Origin of the sequence: Rhizobium sp. N324 (assembly GCF_001664485.1) — a bacterium.
GTDB lineage: Bacteria > Pseudomonadota > Alphaproteobacteria > Rhizobiales > Rhizobiaceae > Rhizobium.
The window spans coordinates 168,719-189,115 of record NZ_CP013633.1 but is presented as its reverse complement, the minus strand read 5'-3'; the positions used below and the strand labels follow the sequence as shown (position 1 = coordinate 189,115).

Below are 20,397 nucleotides of genomic sequence, written 5' to 3'. Positions count from 1 at the left end.
CAGGATCCTTCGAGACGATGGCGCCCTATTGCGTTTCGGGAGACTCAATCTGCCTGCCCGCGTTTATACTGTCGTATATAACATAGTTAAATGACATGACAAGCGCGATTAAAACGCAATGGCACAACCTTGCCTTCTCGGGACTCATTCTCCATGAGATCCTCGACCATCCGCTGGAGGACGAGACCCCGCAGGCGAGGCTGAAGCAGATCGGCATGATGACGATCCTCTATACGATGACCCAGGCCCATCAGAAGCTAACCCTCTCTAATATAATTGAGATTACCGAACTGACACGCAGCGGCGTGAAGGAGACGGTCGACCTTTTGGTCAAGCGGGGAATGCTTTTGGAGACGATGGGGAAGAACTCCATGGGCCGGGGAACGGCGCGGCAATTCGAGATCTCGCAGGACCTCCTGAGCAAGCTGAGTTCTTTCCGCACCAGCCAGGATGCGGGGTTAAACTGACTGATTTTCGATGATTGATGAGGCGAGATGGCGAATCACTCACAACTCCCGATCGCATGGCTGCCGGCAGCCATCAGGGACGATCGGGCAACCCGCCCGCAGGCGGGTTCAATCAAACAATGAAGAGTATCGGAGAAATCAGCATAGCGGCGCCGTCAGGCGGATTTCGGGAATTCTCGCCACGCTAAGGGCGGAACAAGGGCAGCCGCAGGAGCCTCAGCATAGCGGCCGTCAAGGGAGGCGGGACCGACTGCCCCCGCCCGTGCGTTCCCTATCTCCGTCGCCGCTCAGCATATGGAGCGCGTTGCGCACCGGCGAACTCGGCTGGAACATGACCTACCGGTGAGGGCGCCGATGGTTGGCTCTCCAGTGTCTATCCGGCATTACGCGCCAAGCGAAAACAGATTTCATGAACGGGTCCAACGCGTTTGGACGGAGAGATCGCTAATCCCAGGCAGGATCTGACGAAACAGGAAAGACGTTGTTTGCAGCTTTTATCCGACGGCGATAGTGACGGTGCTATCCATAGGAGACTGAAACTTATCCATTCAAACCGTCCGCCTCCATCTTTCCAATGCGCGCCAGCGGCTGCAGGCACCCGCTCGTGTTGAGGCCGCGGCCAAAGCTGTCAGCGCAAATTTATCAAAGCAATATTTTTTGCTAGTTCCAAATAGATCATCCGACGACCCGCTGTCATCAACGCTTCTCTCGATGCTACGCACGACGACTCGTTCGCGCGGGACATCGTTCTCGTTCGCCCTCGGCGGACGATGGCTTCCGCCATCGCGATGCTAAGGGAGGATCTGCCGGAGGAGGTTGCAAGCCTGCACAGTCGCGTGATTTTCAGCATCGACGGTCGAGGGGATGCGCTGGTTCTCACCACGGGCCGCATGACGACGCCGTCGGAATACTTCGCGCGTCACTTCAATATGCCGGTGAACACGCCCCACTAGCTGCGCGAGGTCAATGCCTGACGATTTTAGACGCTGGTTCGCGGGATAGGAGCTTGCGGCCGTCGGGTCGCGGCAGTGGGCGGCGTCCGGGTGGCTAAGAAGGAGACGGCTCACGCCGCCTCCTCCTCGTTGAGGTCCGGCTGCAAGTCATGCAGATAGTCGACCGCGCGCTGGGCATGAGCTGCCGCTGAAAAGATGGCACGCTTGTCGCTGCCGAGAACCTTGAGCCAGTCATCGAGATAGCTTGCATGGTCGGGGCGTGGTTCGAGCTCGGGGACGATACCAAGATCGGCGCAGAGAAAGCAGCTGCCGAGTTCGGCAATGAGCTCTTCGCGGGCGCGTTCGCTCCTGTCTTTCGCATAACGGCTGAGATCCCGATCGAGCCTTCGCGGTGCAGCGGTCCAGTGCGTCATCTCGTGACTGAGAACGGCGACATAGGATGCATCGTCCCGGAAGGCGTCGAAGCACGGCATCTGGATGTAGTCACGGGCAGCAGCATAATAGGCCGCCGATCCTCCATGGCGGATCAGGGCGCCGGTATTGGCAAAGAAGCGGCCGGCAGCACCGATGCGGCTCATCCAATCCTGGTCAGGCGCGATGGAATGGGCAAGGCCATCAAGGCCGGTGATCTGGTCGGTGTTGAACACGGTGTAGGTTTTGAGGAAGGGGATGTCGCGTTCGATTTCGGCGCCTGTCTCCGTCGTCTCGGCGCGGATGAAAGAGCTGGCGAAGACGACGGTCGTGCCGGTTTCGCCCCTGCGGACGGCGCCGCCGAGCTCGATTGCCTGGCGAAACGTCATCCACCTTGGTGATGCAAAGCCGCGGGCGATGGCTTCAGACCAGAGGAGCAGAGCATTGATGCCGGTGTAGGGTTGGCCATTGTGGCGCAGTGGCCGGCTGACCTCGGCTGTCCAGCCTCCCGTCGTCCATGGCTTGGTCCATGGACGGACGCCCTGTTCGAGATCGGCGATGATCTTGGTGGTGATGCGGCTGTAGATATCGGATCGTTGATTGGATTGCTGCCTGTTCATCTCTGAACCTCCGTTCGAGGTCGCGGCCATCGCGACCTGCTACGGCGGTCCAAAAGCCAGGCTGCAAGTGCGGCCAGCACCCGCAGGGCCGCAACGAAGTGAAGGACGGCAAAGCCGTTGCGGGCAGCGCGAGCCTGGCAGGACCAAAAGCCGGGGCAGGACGGGATGCAGCAACACCACGGCGAGACAGGTTTGAAACCCAGGCAGAAATGAAAAATCCAGTCTATTACGCAAGGCGGGAGCGTCCGGGATGAATCGATGGACCCGAAGCGTGGCATCGACCTTGCGCGGCCGTTCCTCGTCGACGCAATGGAGAAGGTTAGCAACGAGAGTGCCATTTCGTCGAGGAAGCCAAGACCGCCGAGACCAAACTCGTAGTCTTCGCGCGCATGCAATTCGACCCGCACCTCAGCCCCTACTTCGTCGCCAACCAGGACAAGATGCGGGTAGAGTTCGAGGATCCGTATATCCTCATCCACGAAAAGAAGCTATCGAACCTGCAGTCCTTGCTGCCGGTAAGTTGAGGACTGATGGAGCATTCGAATCGGCCGACCGCCTTCAGCAAATAGGCAGAACCATTACGAAATCACGGCGCAATCGCTGGCGTTTTTTTCCGCCACCCGTTCAAATGGCCGAAAGTTTCGAGTTGATCGAATTGAAGCTCCCGTGTTCGGGAAGTGGTGGGATCCGGGAACGTTTGGCAAGATTCAACGAACCACTGGCCGCCACGCCCAGAGAGGGTCATAGGGAATACGATGACAAGCGCGGACGCTCAGTCGTTCAGTCAGGTTGCGAGCACGTATCAGCTTGGGATCGGTATGACTCACATAGCGCCTCCAACTGATTTACGGCACTAGCCAAATCGTGAAGTTCCGATTTCAGCGATTGGATGATGTCGAAATGTCCGGAGCCATTCGAATTCGCAGTTGAACTTTTCAAATCCGCAGAATTTCTATTCGGATGGGGAAATGGGATGAGCTTTTGCACGGTTATGCTTTTGACGATATTGACGCAGAATAGTAGATTGTACTGGGCAAGTCTTTGCAATGGCAATCGAAAGCGAAAACACGTCAACGTATGTTTCGTCGCGCAATTCGGTACAGGGCCTGCATATTTCGGAACATCAAAGCACCTGAAGTTTTAAGTAGTTCCTATTGGTCCGCGTTTTATCCAATCGCCCAGAGTATTTGGGCTTCCGTTGGATGAGTGCGGTATAAACAGCGCCGCAGGTGGCGTGGATCCTGCGCGCTGTTAGCCGTAGGCTTCACGCGGTTCGGGTCCCAACAGATGCGGGAGGCAAGCGCATGAGTGCCACCCCTTCCTCTGCGGGCATCGGCGTAAGATGGGAATCACCGCGAGAGAACTCGGGCACTGCGTTTGCAGCGAGAAGTTCGGACTTCGGGATGGGCTTGCTATAGTAGAACCCCTGTGCCACAGCGCAGCCGCTTTCAGCCAAGAATTTTTCTTGATCGACCGTCTCCACGCCCTCAGCGACTACATTTTGCCCTAGGCAGCGCGCAATTGAGAGAATTGCCTTGACCAGTTCTCTACTTCGCTTGTCGGATCGATTGATGAATGACCGGTCAATTTTGAGGGTATCAATGGGAAAGTTAGCCAAATAGCTCAGAGATGAGTAGCCGGTGCCGAAATCATCGATCGCTATGGAAATTCCGCTCGCATGCAATTGAGAGAGTGTCGTCGAAACGCCCTCGCAGTTATGGAGCAGGAGACTCTCAGTTATTTCAACCTCGATCCACTCCGCACGACAACCGGTTTCCTGCAATACGTCCGCCACCGTTTGCGACAAACGCGGGCATTGAAACTGCTTAGGAGACAAATTTATCGCAATCTTGTGCGGGGGCAGTCCATCTGCATTCATGACGGCAGCCGTGCAACACGCCTCATGCAGCACCCATCGTCCAAGATCGATGATCAATCCCGTTTCCTCGGCGACACCTATGAATTCTCCCGGAGGGATCATTCCCATCTTCGGATGATGCCATCGTAGCAGTGCTTCTGAACCGATCACCTTTCCGTTGTCCAATAGGACCTTTGGCTGATAATGGAGTTCAAGTTGCTCATGTTTCAAAGCTAGGCGTAGGTCTGATTCTAGCGCTAGGCGCTTTTCAGCCCCAATCGTGAGATCCTTTGAGTAGAAGCGGAAGTTGCCACGCCCCGAGCGCTTCGCCAAATACATCGCAGAATCCGCATATTTCACCAAATCGTCGGGAGCGTCGCCGTCATTTGGAAATACCGATATCCCGATGCTGCAGGATACAAAGATCTCCCTGTCGGAAAGCATGAAGCGTTCGCCGAATGCGGCAAGCATTCTGCTGGCAATTTGAGCCAAATCGTCATTGTCCTGAACATTGGGCAGCAAGACTGCAAATTCATCTCCACCGAGTCTCGCCACGGTGTCGCTGGCACGGACGCCTTTTTTCATGCGTGTCGCCACCTGCCGCAGCAACTCGTCACCGACGGGATGTCCCATAGTGTCATTGATCGCTTTGAAATGGTCCATGTCGATCAGCATCACCCCGGCTCGCTGGCCCGCCGAAGCCGCGTCCCCGATCATCTCGCGTAGCCGTTCATTGAAAAGTGTCCGGTTAGGCAGGCCGGTCAGAGAATCGTAGAATGCCATCTGATGGATTTTCTTACGGGACGTGTCCAGTTCGGTGATATCGCGGGCGACGCCGAGGATCCCCATCAGCTTTCCCCCCGTGAATACCGGAACCTTACGAGTCTCCAAAAGCGTTGATCGACCGTCCTCGTGAGCGGTAAACCGTTCCTCATTGATGAGAATACGGCCGGCTTGCATGGCCTCCTCATCCTTGTCACGAAAAAACTGGGCGAGTTCGGGAGTAAACAGGTCATAATCCGTTTTCCCGACGATTTCCGCTTCTGCCTTGCCGACCAATTCTTCGAAGGCATGATTGCACAACAGATATTTGCCTGTTACGTCTTTCAGCCATACCATATCCGGAATGGTCTGCAGGACACTTAGGAGGCGAGCCCGAGCTTCAATAGTCGTGCCCTCGGCGTGCTTTCGTTCGGTAATATCGCGAGATAACACCAGAAAAGTGACGGTTGAGTGATTGCTGCTTGGTCGCCTTGCGACCGACAGTTCAAACCAACGGGATTCGCCGTTTGGTAGGGCTATACGGACACAACGACCGTAGGAGGCGCCGGTTTCATCGGCTTCTTCAAGAGCCAGCATAGCGATGTCGGCCTGATCTGGAGGGAGCACATCGCGGACAAGCTTGCCGAGCAGCACTTCTTTTCGCTGCGCCAGGATCTCCTGATTCCTTGCCCAGACCTGCAGGTAGCGACCGTCCGCATTTACCTCGAACAGAACGTCAGGAATGGCGGCAATAATTCCCTCTGCGAATTCAAGAGCCTCTTTGAGATCATGCTCCGCACGTTTTCGCTCTGTGATGTCCAACATCGCGCCAACCAAGCCGATCCTGTTACCAGCGATATCAGTGATTGCGGTCTTGCTGAGTAAAAGATCAACGACACCACCATTCTCGGTGGTGGCCTTTGCTTCATATTGCTGAACACCGCCATTTGCAAAAAGCGCCTCGTCCAACGCGGCATACGTCTCGGCTATGGGTGCGGGCACCAAATCGAAAACGGTTTTTCCGATAATATCTCCCTTTGAGCGGCCGGAGAAGCTTTCGAAGGCCCTGTTGCAACCAAGGTGTATCCCATCTCTGTTTTTGAAGAAGACGGGTAACGGGATCGCGTCGAGTACGACGGCACTGGACATCTCTTCGGCGTTGAATGGCAAGTCGACGTTTGTCGCAGGATGCCGGGGATTCGCCCGGAAAGCCTTCTCAAACGGTTGCTTCAGACTTGCGACATCTGCGTCGTGACCGTGCGATGGCCGGACAACGGAGGCTTCCGAAAATGGCGGGGCCGTGCCCGTGGCAAGCGGAGGGCTGGCATTGACCGCGTTGCGGAAGGCTCCACGCCCCTGGTCGATTTGAGCATCAGTCAACATCTGCACTTCCACAGGCTGTTCGGGGCGGGATGTGCGTTCCGATTGACGTACGTGTTTCATGTGCCTGTCCTGCTTTGTCACGTGGCTGAGCAATCATGCGTCAAGCCAGCATTTTGTTAGGACCGCACAAGTCATTTGGCGGAGTACCATGCCGCTACCCCACCGGGATATCGCTCTCATTCAGAATCATCAAAGACGTGTATTTGCATGTGGTCGGCGACGCCGCCCATATCATTTAGAACGCTTGCCAATCATCATTCGAAGGCGCGAGCACCAGGTTACCACGGCGCATCGGATAGTCTCCGCGGTCAACCATTGTCTGACCGGGCGGGAAGCTCTTCCCAAGTTCGCCCGTGACCTTCTGTGGCTTCCCGCTCTCGTCTTTGAAGTGGAAATGTTTCAACAGTGCGGCTAGGCTTTGGCTCTCTTGAGCGAGGTGCGATCCTGCAGTATTCATCTCCGCGACCATGCTCGCATTTTCTTGAGTGGCATGGTCCATATGGTTAACCGCGCCGTTGATCTCGCGCAGGCCCGACGATTGTTCCTGGGAGGCCGTTGCGATTGCGTCCATATGAAGATTTACATCCTGCACAAGCTCTTCAATCGTTCTCAGGCCCGATCCGGTTTCACTCACGAGCTTTACGCCTTCGTCGACGGCAAGAGCTGAATTGCCGATGAGATCCTTGATTTCTTTTGCCGCTGTCGCTGAGCGCTGTGCAAGCTCCCTGACCTCCTGGGCAACAACCGCAAAGCCTTTTCCCGCGTCGCCAGCACGCGCTGCTTCGACGCCGGCGTTCAGCGCCAGGAGGTTCGTTTGGAAGGCGATCGCGTCGATGACGCTGATGATCTGGGAAATCTGCTTGGAGGAGTTTTCAATGCGATTCATGGCGCCGATAGCATCGCGTACAACCCGACCGGACATTTCCGCATGATCTCGCATCTGTTGGACGGCTCCGCGCGCCTCAGCCGTCCTCTTCGTGGTCGATGCAACGTTGACGGTTATCTCCTCCAACGCCGCTGCAGTTTCCTCGAGCGAAGCCGCCTGCTGCTCCGTGCGTCTTGAAAGATTTTCAGATGCGGCCGAGACGCCCGAGCTGCCATTCGTGACCGTTTCGACTGAATGGCCGACGGTAACAAGCACGTCCCGGAGCTGACGAATGGAAGCGTTGAAATCCCTGCGCAAACTTTCAAACTGTGGCGCTAACGGCTCCTCAATCTCATAAATCAAGTCTCCATCCGCCATCCGCTTCAACCCGGTTGCCAATGCCGTCGTCGCTCGGATGAGGCGCTCTTCTGCTTCTTTTTCCGCCCTTACCTGAATATCCAGCTTCTCTTGGTCAGAACGAATGCGCTCAGCTTCCGCGGATGTCTCCAGGTTACTTTTCTGTATGGCCGCGCCGCGGAAAAACTCAAGGCAACGCGCCATGTCCCCGATCTCGTCGCGTCGGATCGTCAAGGGCACCGGCGCCGACGTATCGCCTTCTGCGAGTGCCTTCATTCGGCTTGTCAGAGTCCGAATGGAGCTTGAAATTCTCTGAACGACCGAAATGCACAAAATGAGTACCGTAGACATGATCAGAAGCGTGGCGCCGGAGTAGCCGATAAAGGCATTGCGAAGATCGGCGTAACGCTGAAATGCCATCTCGTCCAACTCGTCGCCGGTGCGCATAATGAGTGCGGTCAACAAAGCAGCCCGCTGTTGGGTGATTTCATTCCATCGATCCAACGTCTCGGGGGGGAAGGAAACGCCCGGCTGGTTTGCATACATCTGATCGCGAACGCCCGCGATGAACTTGCCTGCGGCGCTGGCCTCGAAGTCGTCATAAGATTTGACGAGATCGGCGGGGAGAAATTCCTGCATCGCAGGCACATAAAGCTGCTTTAGATTTTTTGACTGTAAGAGGGACGAAAATAGATCGACGGACATGGCTGAATTTTTGACGTAGGCTCGGCCGGGCCTGATCTCCAGCAAACTAGCTTCCGTGATCTGCATGAGCGCGTGAAAACCGGTAATTTGGCGTGCTAAATCCAAATCATTGACAGTCGCCCCAGTGCGACGGACGAGCTCCAAGCCCGCAAGGGCAGCTGGGCGCAAAGCAACAGCTCCCTCCGCCTCGCTAGCCGTTCCGTCATCGACGCGCCGGCGGAAGCTATCGATATTGTCCCGCCTTTCACGAATGATCTGTACCGCCCGTTCTATGGCCGGATCGTCGAATGCCTTTTTCCAAGAGTCGTAAGCGGAAAAGACCGCTGTAAAAGCCCTGTCCGATGCAGCTTGCTTTGCCCGACGCACGTCGGCGCCTGCAAACGCTTCCGCCGCTATAGCTTGGGCGAGGAATCCGCCTTCCCGCCCAAGTCGCTGCGTTGTTTGTGCGCTGCGGAAGGTAGAGTATTCTCGGTAATATCCCAGTGATGTTGATACTCCGATGATTACGAACGCCGTCAACGGGATAATTGCCAAAATCATTAAAAGTAGAGATAGCGGCAGTCTCGACATATGTTCCTCATAGACGACTATAAATTACACCGGCTTCCATTAGCGACGCGGTCCAGAACATTGCGACATTGACCGCTATGTGTGAGATGACCTCGGCATAATTACTATAAGATTAACCCCTGTAGTGGTCTTGAACTGCGTTGCGCAGATCGGAACATCGTCGCGTTCAGGGGATCATCTGCAAGACAGATCTTGGGCCGAGGCAGTCGGCTTTTCTGGAGAGTGCTGTTGCTACAAGCCTTGAGGACGGTCGAGCGTGCCGGCTGATCGTAGCTCGGTCGGCGCAATCTGCTTATGATATACGCAATGTTTCCGAGGGAAGTACCCCATAGCGCTTGCGATAGTCCGCAGAAAATCTGCCTCTATGCACGAAGCCCCATTTCAGAGCGACCTGCGTGACCGAGAGGCCAGGTTCGCCTGTCATCAGTTCCTGATGCACTAATTCCAACCGTAGGTGCTGCAGGAATGCCAGAGGGGTCGTATTCCGAAAGTTGCGAAAACCGCTTTGAAGAGTGCGTCGGCTTACGCCACAAGCCGTTGCGATTTCCTCAAGAGATAGCGGCCGAGTAATATTGGCACGCATATAGTCGACCGCCCGCTTAACGGCCTTGGGTAAGGGTGATTCAGCAACGCGGCATAACTCAGATGAGTAGCGATGCTGCGCAGCTTCGATCAAAAGCTCCATCGTCGTTTCAGTGAGGTGATGAAGTGCTATCGGTGATTGAAGGAGGGTTCCGTCTCGTAATCCAGCATACAGCACTGGTACCAGTTGAACCAAAAGGGAGCCGAACCCGACCGATAGGTCGATTTCTGGCGAAAAATCGAGGCTGCCTCTTATTGGCGTATTGAGCCGACATCCCAAACGGCGCGTCAGCTCATCATGGGCGATCCTAAGCCCCAAATGTTTCCTGGGCCCAATGAATTGGGTCGTACTCGCCGACATACTGTTCACGAAAACGCCCCGCGTTCCCTCTGACGGGATTTGTCTGCCGTCAACGGTAACGACCGATCGCCCATGTAGTGGAAGCATGATGATGTTTGCCTCCGCCGGTCCCCGGTGCTGGACCGTTAGGTCGCCCTCGTAGTGCGCGGCAATAACTGCAATCGGACCATTGGTAATCGCATGTACATCGTAGGCGATCGTCTTATCGCCATGTACATGCGCTTCAGATTGCGGGGAAAGCCTCGAAAGCGCTGCCGCGAGTTCCTCGCTGCAGGTACCTTTGAGCGAGAAATGGTCAATCTTAGAGGGGGACACTCTCAACTCTCCACATCATCACTTCCTTCCCGAAACGGTATTCAAGCATGAGGCCCGCCTATCGCTAACGACAGGCGGACAGGGCAATTGACTTGTCGCGGCCAGTCCTCGCCGTGAATTCGACGCAGTCGAAGTCGCCTAAGTTGATAGTGCGAAGATCAATCATTGTTATATATGGAACTCCGACAGAATTGTTACCTGCTGCCAACCATCGCTTCGCAACCGATTCCCAAATGTCTGGCCTTTGATGGTCTCCATTCACGGCCCAGCAGACTCGGGCGTGCTCGCGCTAGCGACTAAACCTCATCCTTTAAGGTTTCTTTTTGCGTGATCAAACGTGCGGAGTGATGGCCGGAAACAAAGATCCATAGCCAGCTTAGTCCAACTGCCAATCTGCTCCTCGTACCTATCAGGAAGTAGATATGGGCAAGCCCCCAAATCCACCATGCAATTCCGCCCTTGAGCCGGATCTTCCCGAAGTCGATAACAGCCGAATTCGGCCCGATGGTAGCCAGGTTTCCCAGATGCCTATATCTGAACGCACTTGGAGTGGGTGTACCCAGACGTCGTGCTTCAATTACCGAAGCGACATATTTGCCTTGCTGTTTGGCGGCGGGAGCCACTCCGGGGACGGGTGTTCCATCAGCGGCCTTCACGGAGGCAGTATCTCCAATAATAAAAATCTCGGGCTTACCGCCAACAGTCAGATCTGGCTGCACGACCGCCCTACCCGCCCTGTCCTTTTCAGCACCGACCCAGGCGGCGGCGTTCGACGCTTGCACCCCCGCAGCCCAGATGACGGTCCGGCTTGAAACGAACTCATCTCCGATCGCGATGCCGTTCTCGTTGCATGCCGTCACGGGAATGCCTGTTCTCACTTCGACGCCCATCTTGATTAGCGACTGCTCGGCATATCTCGAAAGTGCTTCCGGGAACACGGGTAGGACACGTGGACCTGCCTCGATGAGAAGGATGCGCGCCGATCTGGTGTCGATGCTACGGAACTCCTCAACAAGGGTTCGTTGGGCCAGTTGCGCTATAATCCCAGCCATCTCCACGCCTGTCGGGCCTGCTCCGATTATGCTGAACGTGAGCATTGCCTTCCGCCGTTCGGGATCAGCCTCCAATTCGGCCTTCTCAAACGCGAGAAGAAGCCGCCGCCGGATGGTCGTCGCGTCTTCGAGTGCCTTTAGCCCGGGCGCAAACGGCTCCCACTCGTCCCGGCCAAAATAGGCGTGCCTTGCACCTGTCGCGAGAACGAGCGTGTCATAGGGAATAGCATTCCCATCCTTGAGCGATACTACGCGTGCCTCGGTATCAACGCCAACAACCTCGCCCAGCAGCGTCGATACATCCTTTCGTCCTCTGAACAATGCTCTGATGGGCCAAGCTATCTCCGAGGTTGCCAATACAGTCGTGGCAACTTGGTAGAGGAGCGGTTGAAAGAGGTGATGGTTGCGCCTGTCGACGATCGTTATGGAAGTGTCGGGACACTTGAGGTCCTTCGCTAACTGGAGTCCGGCAAAGCCACCGCCGACTACGACAACTCGATGCGTATCCATTTCGTCTCCCTCAAACCTGCGCGCTCGGGGCGCGCGCCTCGTAGAAATGGCCATTGCGCCCGATCAGTCGCTGATACGGGTATTTACATTAATCGACGGTGGACTCACCAACAGTGGAATAAGAGGCTCCAGCACCCGCTTGACATTAGGATGTTCGCCATGGCCAACGACAGCCGCCTCATTCTGCCAGCCGTCTAAGATGATGAAAGTGTTCGGATCGTCCGACCGCTGGTAGAGGTCGTAGTAGAGACAACCAGACTCTTCGCGGGCGGGTCCAATGAATTCCTGAAGGAGTTCTTTTACGCGGTTTCGATTTTGGGACGTGGTTTTGAATTCCACGACAAGGTGCTGTTCCTCTGACTTCTTCGATGTCATTTGCGCTGGCTCCTAGTTGAAAACGACGACCGGCTTGATCACTCGCCCGGCTTCGGCGTCCGCGATCGCTTCGTTGATCTTCTCGAAGGGATACTTGGTGATCAATTTTTGGAAGGGGAAAAGCCCAGCCTGATTAAGATCCATCATCTGCGGAATGAACAGCTGTGGAATCTGATCACCAAGGATCGCACCCTGGATCTTGCGATTGAACACCATTAGATCGAGGGGGATGGGAATGTCGTTACCGAGCGCGTCGAGGCCGAGCAAGACAACGTGCCCGCCGGCACGGGTGCACTTGATCGAGTTCAGAATAACCGGAATGATGCCAACTGCGTCGATCGCGAAGTCGGCACCGCCGCCCGTCAGCGCATGGATCTGGTTGACTACGTCGGGATCTTTGCCGTTGATCGCATGTGTGGCACCAAGCCCCATGGCCATGTCTAGCCTCTGCTGATTCAGATCTATGATGATAATCTTGCTGCACCGACGAACTTTGGCGGCCATCACGGCGGCCATGCCGACAGCACCTGCGCCGAAAACGGCTATCGTCGACCCTATTTCCGGCTTCATCGCGTTTATCACTGTTCCTGCACCCGTTGCCATGCCGCACCCGAGTGGCGCAGCGTCGGTAAGGTCGAGGTCTGTTTTCGGCAAAAGCGCTGCATTGTTTTCAGTCGCAAGGATATGCGTCGCAAAGGACGACTGGCCCACGAAATTGCTGCCAATGCCAACTTCATCGCAGAGCAATGCCTTCTTACCATTCGGACGAAGCCCCGTAAGATTGTACTGGGTATAGTTTTGGCAGTTCATTGGGTGAGAACGGCGGCAGTCGGCGCAGAATCCGCATGAGCTCTGGCTCAGTGCGACGTGATCACCCACTTTGAGGCTCTGAACTTCCGGTCCGACCGCCTCGACGACGCCGACGCCTTCGTGCCCCGGGATCACCGGTGCCGGCGGGCCAAAAATACCGTCGCGAAGCAGCAAGTCCGTGTGGCAGATCCCGCTCGCAACCGTGCGAACCAGGATCTCGTTGCCTTCGGGGTCAGCCAGTTCGAGTTCACGGAATTCCAGCGGGCTCTTTGGCTTCACGGCGACAGCCGCAGTGATCTTCACCATTATATTCTCCTGCGTTCTCCCGCAATTGCTACGGGAATGACTTGATCGGTCCGACGGACTAGACGCGACCCGCGCGCGCACCGTAGATGATTGCGGCAAATGCAATGATCACGCCCTGGACGATAAGCTTGCCCGGCTCCTGGATGCCGAAGACGGTCAGCATCGCGAACAGGAAGCTGAAGGCAACGACGGCAACGAACGGCCCGGCGACGCCGCCCCGGTCGACGCCGAACGTCACACCGCCGAGGATCGTGGCGGCGAGCGCATTCATGAAGGTGTCGAAGCCTGGCTTGATGGTGCCGACCGCCAACGCGGATACCTGGACCAGGGCCGCGATGCCTGTCAGGGCGCCCGCGAGCGTGTGCGAGACAAAAATCGTACGTGCCAACGGAATTCCTGTAGTTTCCGCCGCCCTCGGATTGTCGCCGACGGCCCTGAAGTAACGCCCGACGATGAGAAAGCGAAATGCGATAGAAATCAGGGCGGCGATGACGATCCACAGGACCACGGAATAGGAAAGGCCGTGGATATTGCCGCTCGTAAGTATTCGAAGCCAGCTTGGCGTTGAACCGGGCGCGCGGCCGGCGCTCATGTATTGGACGATCCCAATCAGAATGGCCGAAACACTTAGTGTGGAGATAACGGCAGAAGCGCGCACGTATGCTACGAGTATTCCGTTTACACCCCCCACAGCTAGCCCAATCACAACAGGCATGAGGACGGTCATTAGCGGTGGATAGTTGTTGAGCTGGCCCGAGCTGGCCAGATAAATCGCGAAGGCGAAAATACCGCTGACAGAGAGATCGATGGATCGCACCCGCATGACAAGCGACTGGGCGAGCACCGCGATCCCGAGCGGCGCTGACTGCTTGAGGATTACAAACCAGTAGTTGGGATTTATGAGCGTGGCGCTCACTGCTGGAGCAACCGCAACCAGGATTGCGAGCACATAGTATGCGGGCGGTAGCCCGAGTATCCACGAAATGGCGCTCTTACCCCTCAATGAGCGAGATGGTGCTTCAGTTTTCGAGTCTGATGTGGTCATCGAGAAGTCCATCTCTTTCAAAGTCCGATTGTTTTGCGTCGCTGCGAAACGACGAGTACGAGAAGCAACACACCCTTGACGACCGACTGAAGAAATGCAGAGACGTTGGCCAGATTCATCACATTATTCACTGTCCCGAGGATCGCCGCGCCAACGACGGTTCCCACAATGCTTCCGATGCCCCCGGCGAGGTGGACCCCACCCAATGCTGCAGCCGTTACAGACTCAATCCCGAATGAAGCGCCGCCCTTAGGATCACCCGATGCAAGGCGACCTGCAAGAAACATCCCCGCAGCGCATGCGAATAGAGCGGAAAGAACATACGCTTTGATGATGGTGCGCTCGACGGGAACACCGTTCATCCGTGCGTTGAAGTCATTGCCGCCGGAAGCGAAGAGGTAGAGGCCGAAGGGACGACGATAGAGAATCCAGGATGCGAAGAGCGATGCCGTGATCAACCAAAACAATGAGTTAGGTACGGGGCCGATGGATCCGGCTACCGAGCCGGAAAGCCACTCCGGAACGCGCCCACCTGGGATTGGCAAAATGATCAACGCGATACCTTGGCCGATGCCCATTGTTGTCAGCGTCATGATGATTGGATGTACATTGAGGCGCGCGACACCGTAACCGTTCGCTACTCCGAACCCCATCGCCACCGCGATGCAGATAAGCACGCGGGTTATCTCAGGAAGATCAAGCGTCATGATCGTCGTCGTTAGACTGATGACGGACCCAACCGACACGTCGAGGCCGCCAGTGAGAATGACGAACGTCTGACCGAGAGCCGAGATGACGAGCACCGTCGATTGCGCCAGGAGATTAGACAAATTCTCCGGATCCATGAAGTCCGGCAATAATATTACCGAGGCGACAACCATCACCAGGAGCGTTCCAATGGAAAGCCCGATCGCTCCCGCGCGATAAGGGAGCTTCAGGCGACTGGCAAATGAATTCATAAGTTATCCTCCTCAATGCACCGCAGCACGGGGATCCGGTGACGCACTCGCCCCCAGCGCAGTCTCGAGGATTCTTTCCTCGGTCGCCCCCTCTGCGGACATCTGCCCGACGATCTTCCTGTCATGAACGACCAAAATGCTGTCGCAGAGCCCTATAAGCTCAGCGTGCTCGCGCGACGAAACCACGACCGCACCGCCACGATCACTGAAGTCCCGCAGCAATCTGTAAATCTCTGCCTTTGCACCGACGTCGACGCCGCGCGTGGGCTCCTCAATAACGAGGATGTCCACTCCGGAGAGCAACCAGCGGCCCAGCAGCACCTTCTGCTGATTCCCGCCCGAGAGTTTACCTACGGGCGCATTGGGATCGGCGGCCGCAACTCGTAGCGACTTGATCACCTCGCGGACCCTCGACACCGATCGCCACGCAACGCTTGCCATATTCCGATTGAGCTGTTTTCCCAGCGCGATGTTGTCGTAGATAGGCAGGCGCAGGAACAGCCCTTCCTGCTTCCTGTCTTCAGGGATAAAACCGATTCCTGATGCGACCGCGCGAGCGAACCCTGACCCTACATTCACCACGTGCATGCTGTTGTCGAGGCCGGCACGCCACACGGCGATGGCCTTTGGCGATTCAACGCCCACAATGGCACGCATTATCTCTCGCTGGCCCTGTCCTTCGAGCCCTGCCAGCCCGATGATTTCACCTTTTCTGACAACGAAAGTGACTGTCGAGCTGCTGTCGTCGAGGCGCAAGTCCGAAACCTCCAGCATTGCCGCTCCGGTGGCCTGCGAGCGCGGCGGAAAGAAGTTCTGAAGTTCGCGACCAACCATTGTCGCTACCAGCGTTTGCAAGTTGAAGTCCTGCGCTCTTGCAGTCCTTACCCAAGCGCCATCTTTCATGACGGTGATGGTGTCGCATAGTTCGAAGACTTCATTCATGCGATGAGAGATGTAGACGACAGCCTTATGTTGAGCCTTAAGGTCGCGGATAACCTTGAAAAGATGCGCGACATCGGTCGAGTTCAACGCCGCCGTTGGCTCGTCGAAGATGAATACGTCCGCGTTCGACGTAAGTCCCTTCGCGATCTCTACTGCCTGCTGCTGCGCGACAGTCAGTGTCTCGACGATCGCGGTTGCGTCGAGCTGTGGAAATACGTCAGCCAGCAAAGCGCGAGCGCGTTTCACTACCTCGACGCTATCGATCGAACCGTCAATGCGACGAGGTTCGTGGCCCAGGAACATGTTCTCAGCAACGGTGAGATTGGGGATCAGGGTAAACTCCTGAAACACCGTCGACACTCCCGCCAACCGTGCCTCCTTAGGGGAACGGAAATTGACTTCCTCCCCGCGGAGCCGAACACTTCCTGCGCCCGGCTGATATACCCCCGCCAGAATACGCATCAGGGTGGACTTCCCCGCGCCGTTTTCCCCCATCAGAGCGTGCACGGAGCCACGTTCCAGGGAAAAGCGAACGTCCGAAAGGACTTTCGTGAAACCAAACGATTTGTTGATGCCGACCATCTCGACAAGCGTGCTCATGGGAATTTCCATCTTCGACAGGGATACGGGCACGAGTGATCGTGCCCGTAGTTCATCAAGCCTTGAAATAATCAAGGAGCTTTTCGTTCGGCATTTCGGTCGGCGCCCAGTACGCATCAGTGAGATCTGCGCGATAGAACTGGGAGAGCGTCTCGTCGGTGATCGGCTTGGGGCGGTTCGTCCAGTTACGCTGAATCGGCTTCCCATCAAGCAAGGCGAAGGCGGCCCGTAGCGCGGCAGTAGACAGAGCGGGTGGGCAAATCGGACCGATCGAGGAAAGTTTTTCGTCATTCCAACGACGCATCCAGCCGTTAAGTGCTTCGCCCGTGATTGGCGGGATCGTTGAGGCGCCAGCCTCCTGCAAGGCATCCAAAACGCCAAGAGACATGTTGGCTCCATCGGTCCAGATGCCCGCGACATCGGGGTCGGAGAGATACAGGCTTTCGGCGATCTTCTTTGAGTCCTCATAAGACCAGCTTCCGTGCTGGGTCGACGTGATCTGAAGTCCAGACTTGCTGAAGACTTCCATGGCGCCTGCATAACGATCTGCATCGATGGGATGCCCGGCGACGCCACGCAGAACCCATACCTTGCCCTTGTTGCCAAGCTTGTCGACGAGGAACTGAGCCATCACGCGCCCGAAATAGAAGTCGTCGCCCTGGACCTGAACCGTAAACTCCTCGGTGTCGACGCGTCCGAGATAGACTACGGTTGGAATGCCAGCAGCCTTTGCCTTCTTGATGCCCTCGACGGCGGAACCGGTGGTTAGCGGTGCGATGATGATCGCATCGACCTTCTGGGCGATCAGATCCTCGATATCGGCAACTTGTTTGGAGGCATTGAGATCAGCGCTCCGGAACTGGTAATCAGCGATCCGATCCTTGTTCTTTTTTATTTCATATTCGGCTTCAAACGCCGTCTGGTAGGTATGCGTTGAACCAGCGAGGCCGTAGTGGCTGTGTCCGATCTTCCACGGGCCTGACTTCTTGAACTTACCCGCGTCGACAATTGGGTTGGCGCCTTCGGAGGGCCAAGTGTCAGGTAGGAGACTGATCGCGTCGTCGGCGCGAAGAATCCCCGGCATTCCGAACGTGCCGGCTACAGCAATTGCCCCGCTCGCTTGTAGAAATGTACGTCTCTTCATGAAAATTCCTCCTCCGGCCGCTCTGGGCGGCATTGTCTGTTAAGGCGAGAGCCTTGCCTTCCCAAGCCGTGCCGGACTCTCCTCAATACGGCGGAGTGCATTGGTATGAGCTATCAGACAATCTGTCAATAAATATAAACTTCGACGTTTATTTTTTCGGCATCGTTTTGTTTTCACTTGCACATAGTCGCACTTGACGGATTGTCCGATAGTGCGACAATATTCGTGTTCGCTAAATCGATGGGAGGGTTATGAATGTCCACTCTGGTGATTGTCCGGCATGGCCAAAGCGAAGGGAACGCGCGCGGGGAGTTCTCGGGTACGAGCGACGTTCCGCTCACACAGGAGGGCTGGTCTGAGAGCAGGCGAGCCGGCTCACTGCTCGCGAACCTCGGCATCTCGTTCGATATTGCGTTTAGCTCTGCCCTCTTGCGCACAGTTGACACTTGCAGAGCGATTTTGAACGAAACCAACGGCGATCTGCTGGAGCCAATCAGGAGAACCGAGTTGAACGAACGCGACTACGGACAGCTCACCGGCATCAACAAGAACGTGGCACGTGAGCGGTGGGGCCAGGATGTTGTCCAGGTTTGGCGCCGCTCGTACAGCACTCCACCACCTGGGGGAGAAAGCATACGGGACATAAGCGCGAGGGTTCTGCCCTTTTTGATAAGCGAAGTGTTCCCCCCCTTGTTGAGAGGGAAATCGGTTCTTGTGGTGGCCCACGGGAATACGATCAGGTCACTAAAGCAGGGCATCGAACGCCTCACTATCCAGGATACGCTCGCTATTGAGTCACCGACCGCCGCGCCAACTGTATACCGGATTGCGTCGGACCTCTCGATCATCGAGAAGACTAACGTCCTGGTTGGTACTGTCTGTTAAGCCTGGCTGGCACTAGCATCGTTTGTAGTCGGTTAAACTTGGCAATACCGGTGTCTCGAAGCTGTCGATAGCCTTCAGAACCGGCTCGACGTCGGCAAGCGACGCCATCCGGCTCGCCTCACACGTTGCTACTAAATTTTCGTCTGCCGATCTTTCAGCCCAAAGCGGGACAAGACGCATGCTCCCTTTCGAACATGCACGGAACCCTTTGATCACTTCAAATCAGCGTTCACTCGTGACTTTGCAAAAATGCAGCCCTGCTCCGGTTGAACTGATCTAATTTAACAGAGTAATTATTGACTGATTGTCTGACGATGAGTACGTTCGCGCGAATTGCGTTGTGAGCCTTGGAGGAACAGTTACATGAAGCAGGCATATGCGGCGGTCTCGCGCGAAAAGGCGAAGCCCTTGATCTTGGAGTGCATAGGGATTGAGGAACCTCGTGCAGACGAGATTTTGGTCCGCATCGTCGCATCGGGGGTATGTCATACCGACCTGGTGGTCAGGGACCAGGGATATGACGTACCTCAACCTGTTGTGTTGGGACACGAAGGCTCTGGCGTCGTCGAGGCCGTCGGGAGCGCAGTTAAAGATCTTGTGCCAGGTGATCACGTTGCTTTGAGCTACGCCTATTGCGGCAAGTGCGAAAACTGCCTTTCCGGTACACCTTTCTACTGCGAGGACTTCTTCGGTCGCAATTTCCGCGGCACTCGTCCGGATGGCACCTGCCCGATCCATGATTCTCACGGGAAACAGATTAGTGGCTGCTTCTTCGAGCAGTCGTCATTTGCAACCTACGCCATCGCCAGCGAACGAAACGCCGTGAAGGTTGCAAAGGATGTTCCACTCGAGTTGATTGGACCGCTCGGGTGCGGGCTTCAGACCGGTGCTGGCGCGGTACTGAATTGCCTCAAGCCGAAGCCCGGCTCGTCAATAGCAGTGTTCGGTGCTGGTGCGGTTGGCATGGCGGCTACGATGGCCGCGAAAATCGCCGGATGCGCGACCATCATCGTGATCGACTTGAACGATGAACGGCTGGAACTTTCGCGCGAACTCGGGGCGACGCACACGATAAATGCCCGCAAATTGGACAGCGTTGCCGCGATCAGGAAGATCGTCCCCGCAGGCGTTGATTTCAGCTTGGAATGCACGAGTTCGCCACGAGTTTTCCGTCAGGCAGTCGACTGCCTTGGTACGCCGGGAACATGCGGTCTCGTTGGCTCGTCCGCTCTCGGCACTGAAGGCACGATCGATATCGGGAACTTCCTTTTCGGCCGCACATTGATCGGCGTTGTCGAAGGACAAAGCATTCCGTCCGAGTTCGTCCCGCAGTTGATCGAGTATTGGCAGCAGGGACTTTTCCCGTTCGACAAACTGGTTCAGTTCTATGACCTCGACCAGATCAACGAGGCGATGGCTGATTCCGAGAGCGGCAAAGTCATTAAGCCGATCCTTCGCATGAAGCATTAGTTTGCGAGACTTTTCGAAAGACAAGACGGACCGCGATTAAATGCGATCCGTCGGAACAGCCGTGCTCAAGACGAGATATGGTCGAACGCT

15 protein-coding genes and 1 pseudogene are annotated in these 20,397 nt (G+C 56.1%); 5 read left to right on the top strand and 11 right to left on the bottom strand.

Translation table 11 applies throughout. From position 1 onward, the window contains the following. Positions 1-95 precede the first annotated feature (95 nt). Together AMK05_RS26440 and AMK05_RS26435 are read left to right on the top strand one after the other, a co-directional pair. Complete coding sequence (locus tag AMK05_RS26440) at positions 96-467, top strand: hypothetical protein (protein WP_064842572.1); 372 nt, start codon at positions 96-98, stop codon at positions 465-467. Positions 468-1,237: 770 nt separating this feature from the next. Then, positions 1,238-1,420: a hypothetical protein gene (locus tag AMK05_RS26435; protein WP_016737443.1), complete on the top strand. Its 183-nt coding sequence runs from the start codon at positions 1,238-1,240 to the stop codon at positions 1,418-1,420. A 110-nt stretch (positions 1,421-1,530) separates the two neighbouring features. On the opposite strand, the gene AMK05_RS26430 is transcribed toward AMK05_RS26435, so the two are convergent. Further along, positions 1,531-2,451 carry an ArdC family protein gene (locus tag AMK05_RS26430; RefSeq protein ID WP_064842570.1) on the bottom strand — a complete coding sequence of 307 codons (921 nt, stop codon included), beginning with the start codon at positions 2,449-2,451 and terminating at the stop codon, positions 1,531-1,533. Positions 2,452-2,745: 294 nt separating this feature from the next. On the opposite strand from AMK05_RS26430, the pseudogene groEL reads away from it, so the two are divergent. Next, a pseudogene (gene groEL, locus AMK05_RS35740) lies at positions 2,746-2,969 on the top strand (chaperonin GroEL); the annotation flags it as partial. Between the two features lie 746 nt (positions 2,970-3,715). Here the strand turns inward: groEL and AMK05_RS26420 are convergent. The 10 genes from AMK05_RS26420 to AMK05_RS26375 form a co-directional block, all read right to left on the bottom strand. Continuing rightward, positions 3,716-6,514, bottom strand: a complete 2,799-nt coding sequence (locus AMK05_RS26420; protein WP_064842564.1) for a sensor domain-containing protein — start codon at positions 6,512-6,514, stop codon at positions 3,716-3,718. Between the two features lie 175 nt (positions 6,515-6,689). Further along, entirely contained in the window at positions 6,690-8,951 is a 2,262-nt protein-coding gene (locus AMK05_RS26415; protein ID WP_064842562.1) for a methyl-accepting chemotaxis protein, read from the bottom strand. A gap of 292 nt (positions 8,952-9,243) precedes the next feature. Further along, positions 9,244-10,209: a helix-turn-helix transcriptional regulator gene (locus tag AMK05_RS26410; RefSeq protein ID WP_008534397.1), complete on the bottom strand. Its 966-nt coding sequence runs from the start codon at positions 10,207-10,209 to the stop codon at positions 9,244-9,246. Positions 10,210-10,505: 296 nt separating this feature from the next. Further along, positions 10,506-11,771: an NAD(P)/FAD-dependent oxidoreductase gene (locus AMK05_RS26405; RefSeq protein ID WP_004671504.1), complete on the bottom strand. Its 1,266-nt coding sequence runs from the start codon at positions 11,769-11,771 to the stop codon at positions 10,506-10,508. A gap of 63 nt (positions 11,772-11,834) precedes the next feature. Further along, a complete protein-coding gene (locus AMK05_RS26400; RefSeq protein WP_064842559.1) occupies positions 11,835-12,146 on the bottom strand; it encodes a putative quinol monooxygenase in 312 nt (103 codons plus the stop codon). Positions 12,147-12,158: 12 nt separating this feature from the next. After that, positions 12,159-13,262 (bottom strand): NAD(P)-dependent alcohol dehydrogenase, encoded by a 1,104-nt coding sequence (locus AMK05_RS26395; protein WP_004671507.1) that lies wholly within the window; start codon positions 13,260-13,262, stop codon positions 12,159-12,161. Between the two features lie 58 nt (positions 13,263-13,320). Then, positions 13,321-14,319 carry an ABC transporter permease gene (locus AMK05_RS26390; RefSeq protein ID WP_026188838.1) on the bottom strand — a complete coding sequence of 333 codons (999 nt, stop codon included), beginning with the start codon at positions 14,317-14,319 and terminating at the stop codon, positions 13,321-13,323. Between the two features lie 5 nt (positions 14,320-14,324). Next, complete coding sequence (locus AMK05_RS26385; RefSeq protein WP_004671512.1) at positions 14,325-15,266, bottom strand: ABC transporter permease; 942 nt, start codon at positions 15,264-15,266, stop codon at positions 14,325-14,327. Between the two features lie 12 nt (positions 15,267-15,278). After that, entirely contained in the window at positions 15,279-16,808 is a 1,530-nt protein-coding gene (locus AMK05_RS26380) for a sugar ABC transporter ATP-binding protein (protein ID WP_170964873.1), read from the bottom strand. 55 nt (positions 16,809-16,863) lie between these two features. Beyond that, complete coding sequence (locus tag AMK05_RS26375; protein WP_004671515.1) at positions 16,864-17,952, bottom strand: substrate-binding domain-containing protein; 1,089 nt, start codon at positions 17,950-17,952, stop codon at positions 16,864-16,866. Positions 17,953-18,207: 255 nt separating this feature from the next. Between AMK05_RS26375 and AMK05_RS26370 the strand changes: the two genes are divergently transcribed. Further along, on the top strand, positions 18,208-18,837 hold the full coding sequence (locus tag AMK05_RS26370) for a 2,3-bisphosphoglycerate-dependent phosphoglycerate mutase (RefSeq protein WP_064842555.1): 630 nt from the start codon (positions 18,208-18,210) through the stop codon (positions 18,835-18,837). A gap of 363 nt (positions 18,838-19,200) precedes the next feature. Further along, complete coding sequence (locus AMK05_RS26365) at positions 19,201-20,307, top strand: NAD(P)-dependent alcohol dehydrogenase (protein ID WP_064842553.1); 1,107 nt, start codon at positions 19,201-19,203, stop codon at positions 20,305-20,307. Positions 20,308-20,397 lie beyond the last annotated feature (90 nt).

Bases quoted from the DNA above. Each gene is read 5' to 3' on its own strand.
- AMK05_RS26440 (WP_064842572.1), top strand. From the start codon at position 96: ATGACAAGCGCGATTAAAACGCAATGGCACAACCTTGCCTTCTCGGGA.
- AMK05_RS26435 (WP_016737443.1), top strand. From the start codon at position 1,238: ATGGCTTCCGCCATCGCGATGCTAAGGGAGGATCTGCCGGAGGAGGTT.
- AMK05_RS26430 (WP_064842570.1), bottom strand. From the start codon at position 2,451: ATGAACAGGCAGCAATCCAATCAACGATCCGATATCTACAGCCGCATC.
- AMK05_RS26420 (WP_064842564.1), bottom strand. From the start codon at position 6,514: ATGAAACACGTACGTCAATCGGAACGCACATCCCGCCCCGAACAGCCT.
- AMK05_RS26415 (WP_064842562.1), bottom strand. From the start codon at position 8,951: ATGTCGAGACTGCCGCTATCTCTACTTTTAATGATTTTGGCAATTATC.
- AMK05_RS26405 (WP_004671504.1), bottom strand. From the start codon at position 11,771: ATGGATACGCATCGAGTTGTCGTAGTCGGCGGTGGCTTTGCCGGACTC.
- AMK05_RS26400 (WP_064842559.1), bottom strand. From the start codon at position 12,146: ATGACATCGAAGAAGTCAGAGGAACAGCACCTTGTCGTGGAATTCAAA.
- AMK05_RS26395 (WP_004671507.1), bottom strand. From the start codon at position 13,262: ATGGTGAAGATCACTGCGGCTGTCGCCGTGAAGCCAAAGAGCCCGCTG.
- AMK05_RS26390 (WP_026188838.1), bottom strand. From the start codon at position 14,319: ATGGACTTCTCGATGACCACATCAGACTCGAAAACTGAAGCACCATCT.
- AMK05_RS26385 (WP_004671512.1), bottom strand. From the start codon at position 15,266: ATGAATTCATTTGCCAGTCGCCTGAAGCTCCCTTATCGCGCGGGAGCG.
- AMK05_RS26380 (WP_170964873.1), bottom strand. From the start codon at position 16,808: ATGAGCACGCTTGTCGAGATGGTCGGCATCAACAAATCGTTTGGTTTC.
- AMK05_RS26375 (WP_004671515.1), bottom strand. From the start codon at position 17,952: ATGAAGAGACGTACATTTCTACAAGCGAGCGGGGCAATTGCTGTAGCC.
- AMK05_RS26370 (WP_064842555.1), top strand. From the start codon at position 18,208: ATGTCCACTCTGGTGATTGTCCGGCATGGCCAAAGCGAAGGGAACGCG.
- AMK05_RS26365 (WP_064842553.1), top strand. From the start codon at position 19,201: ATGAAGCAGGCATATGCGGCGGTCTCGCGCGAAAAGGCGAAGCCCTTG.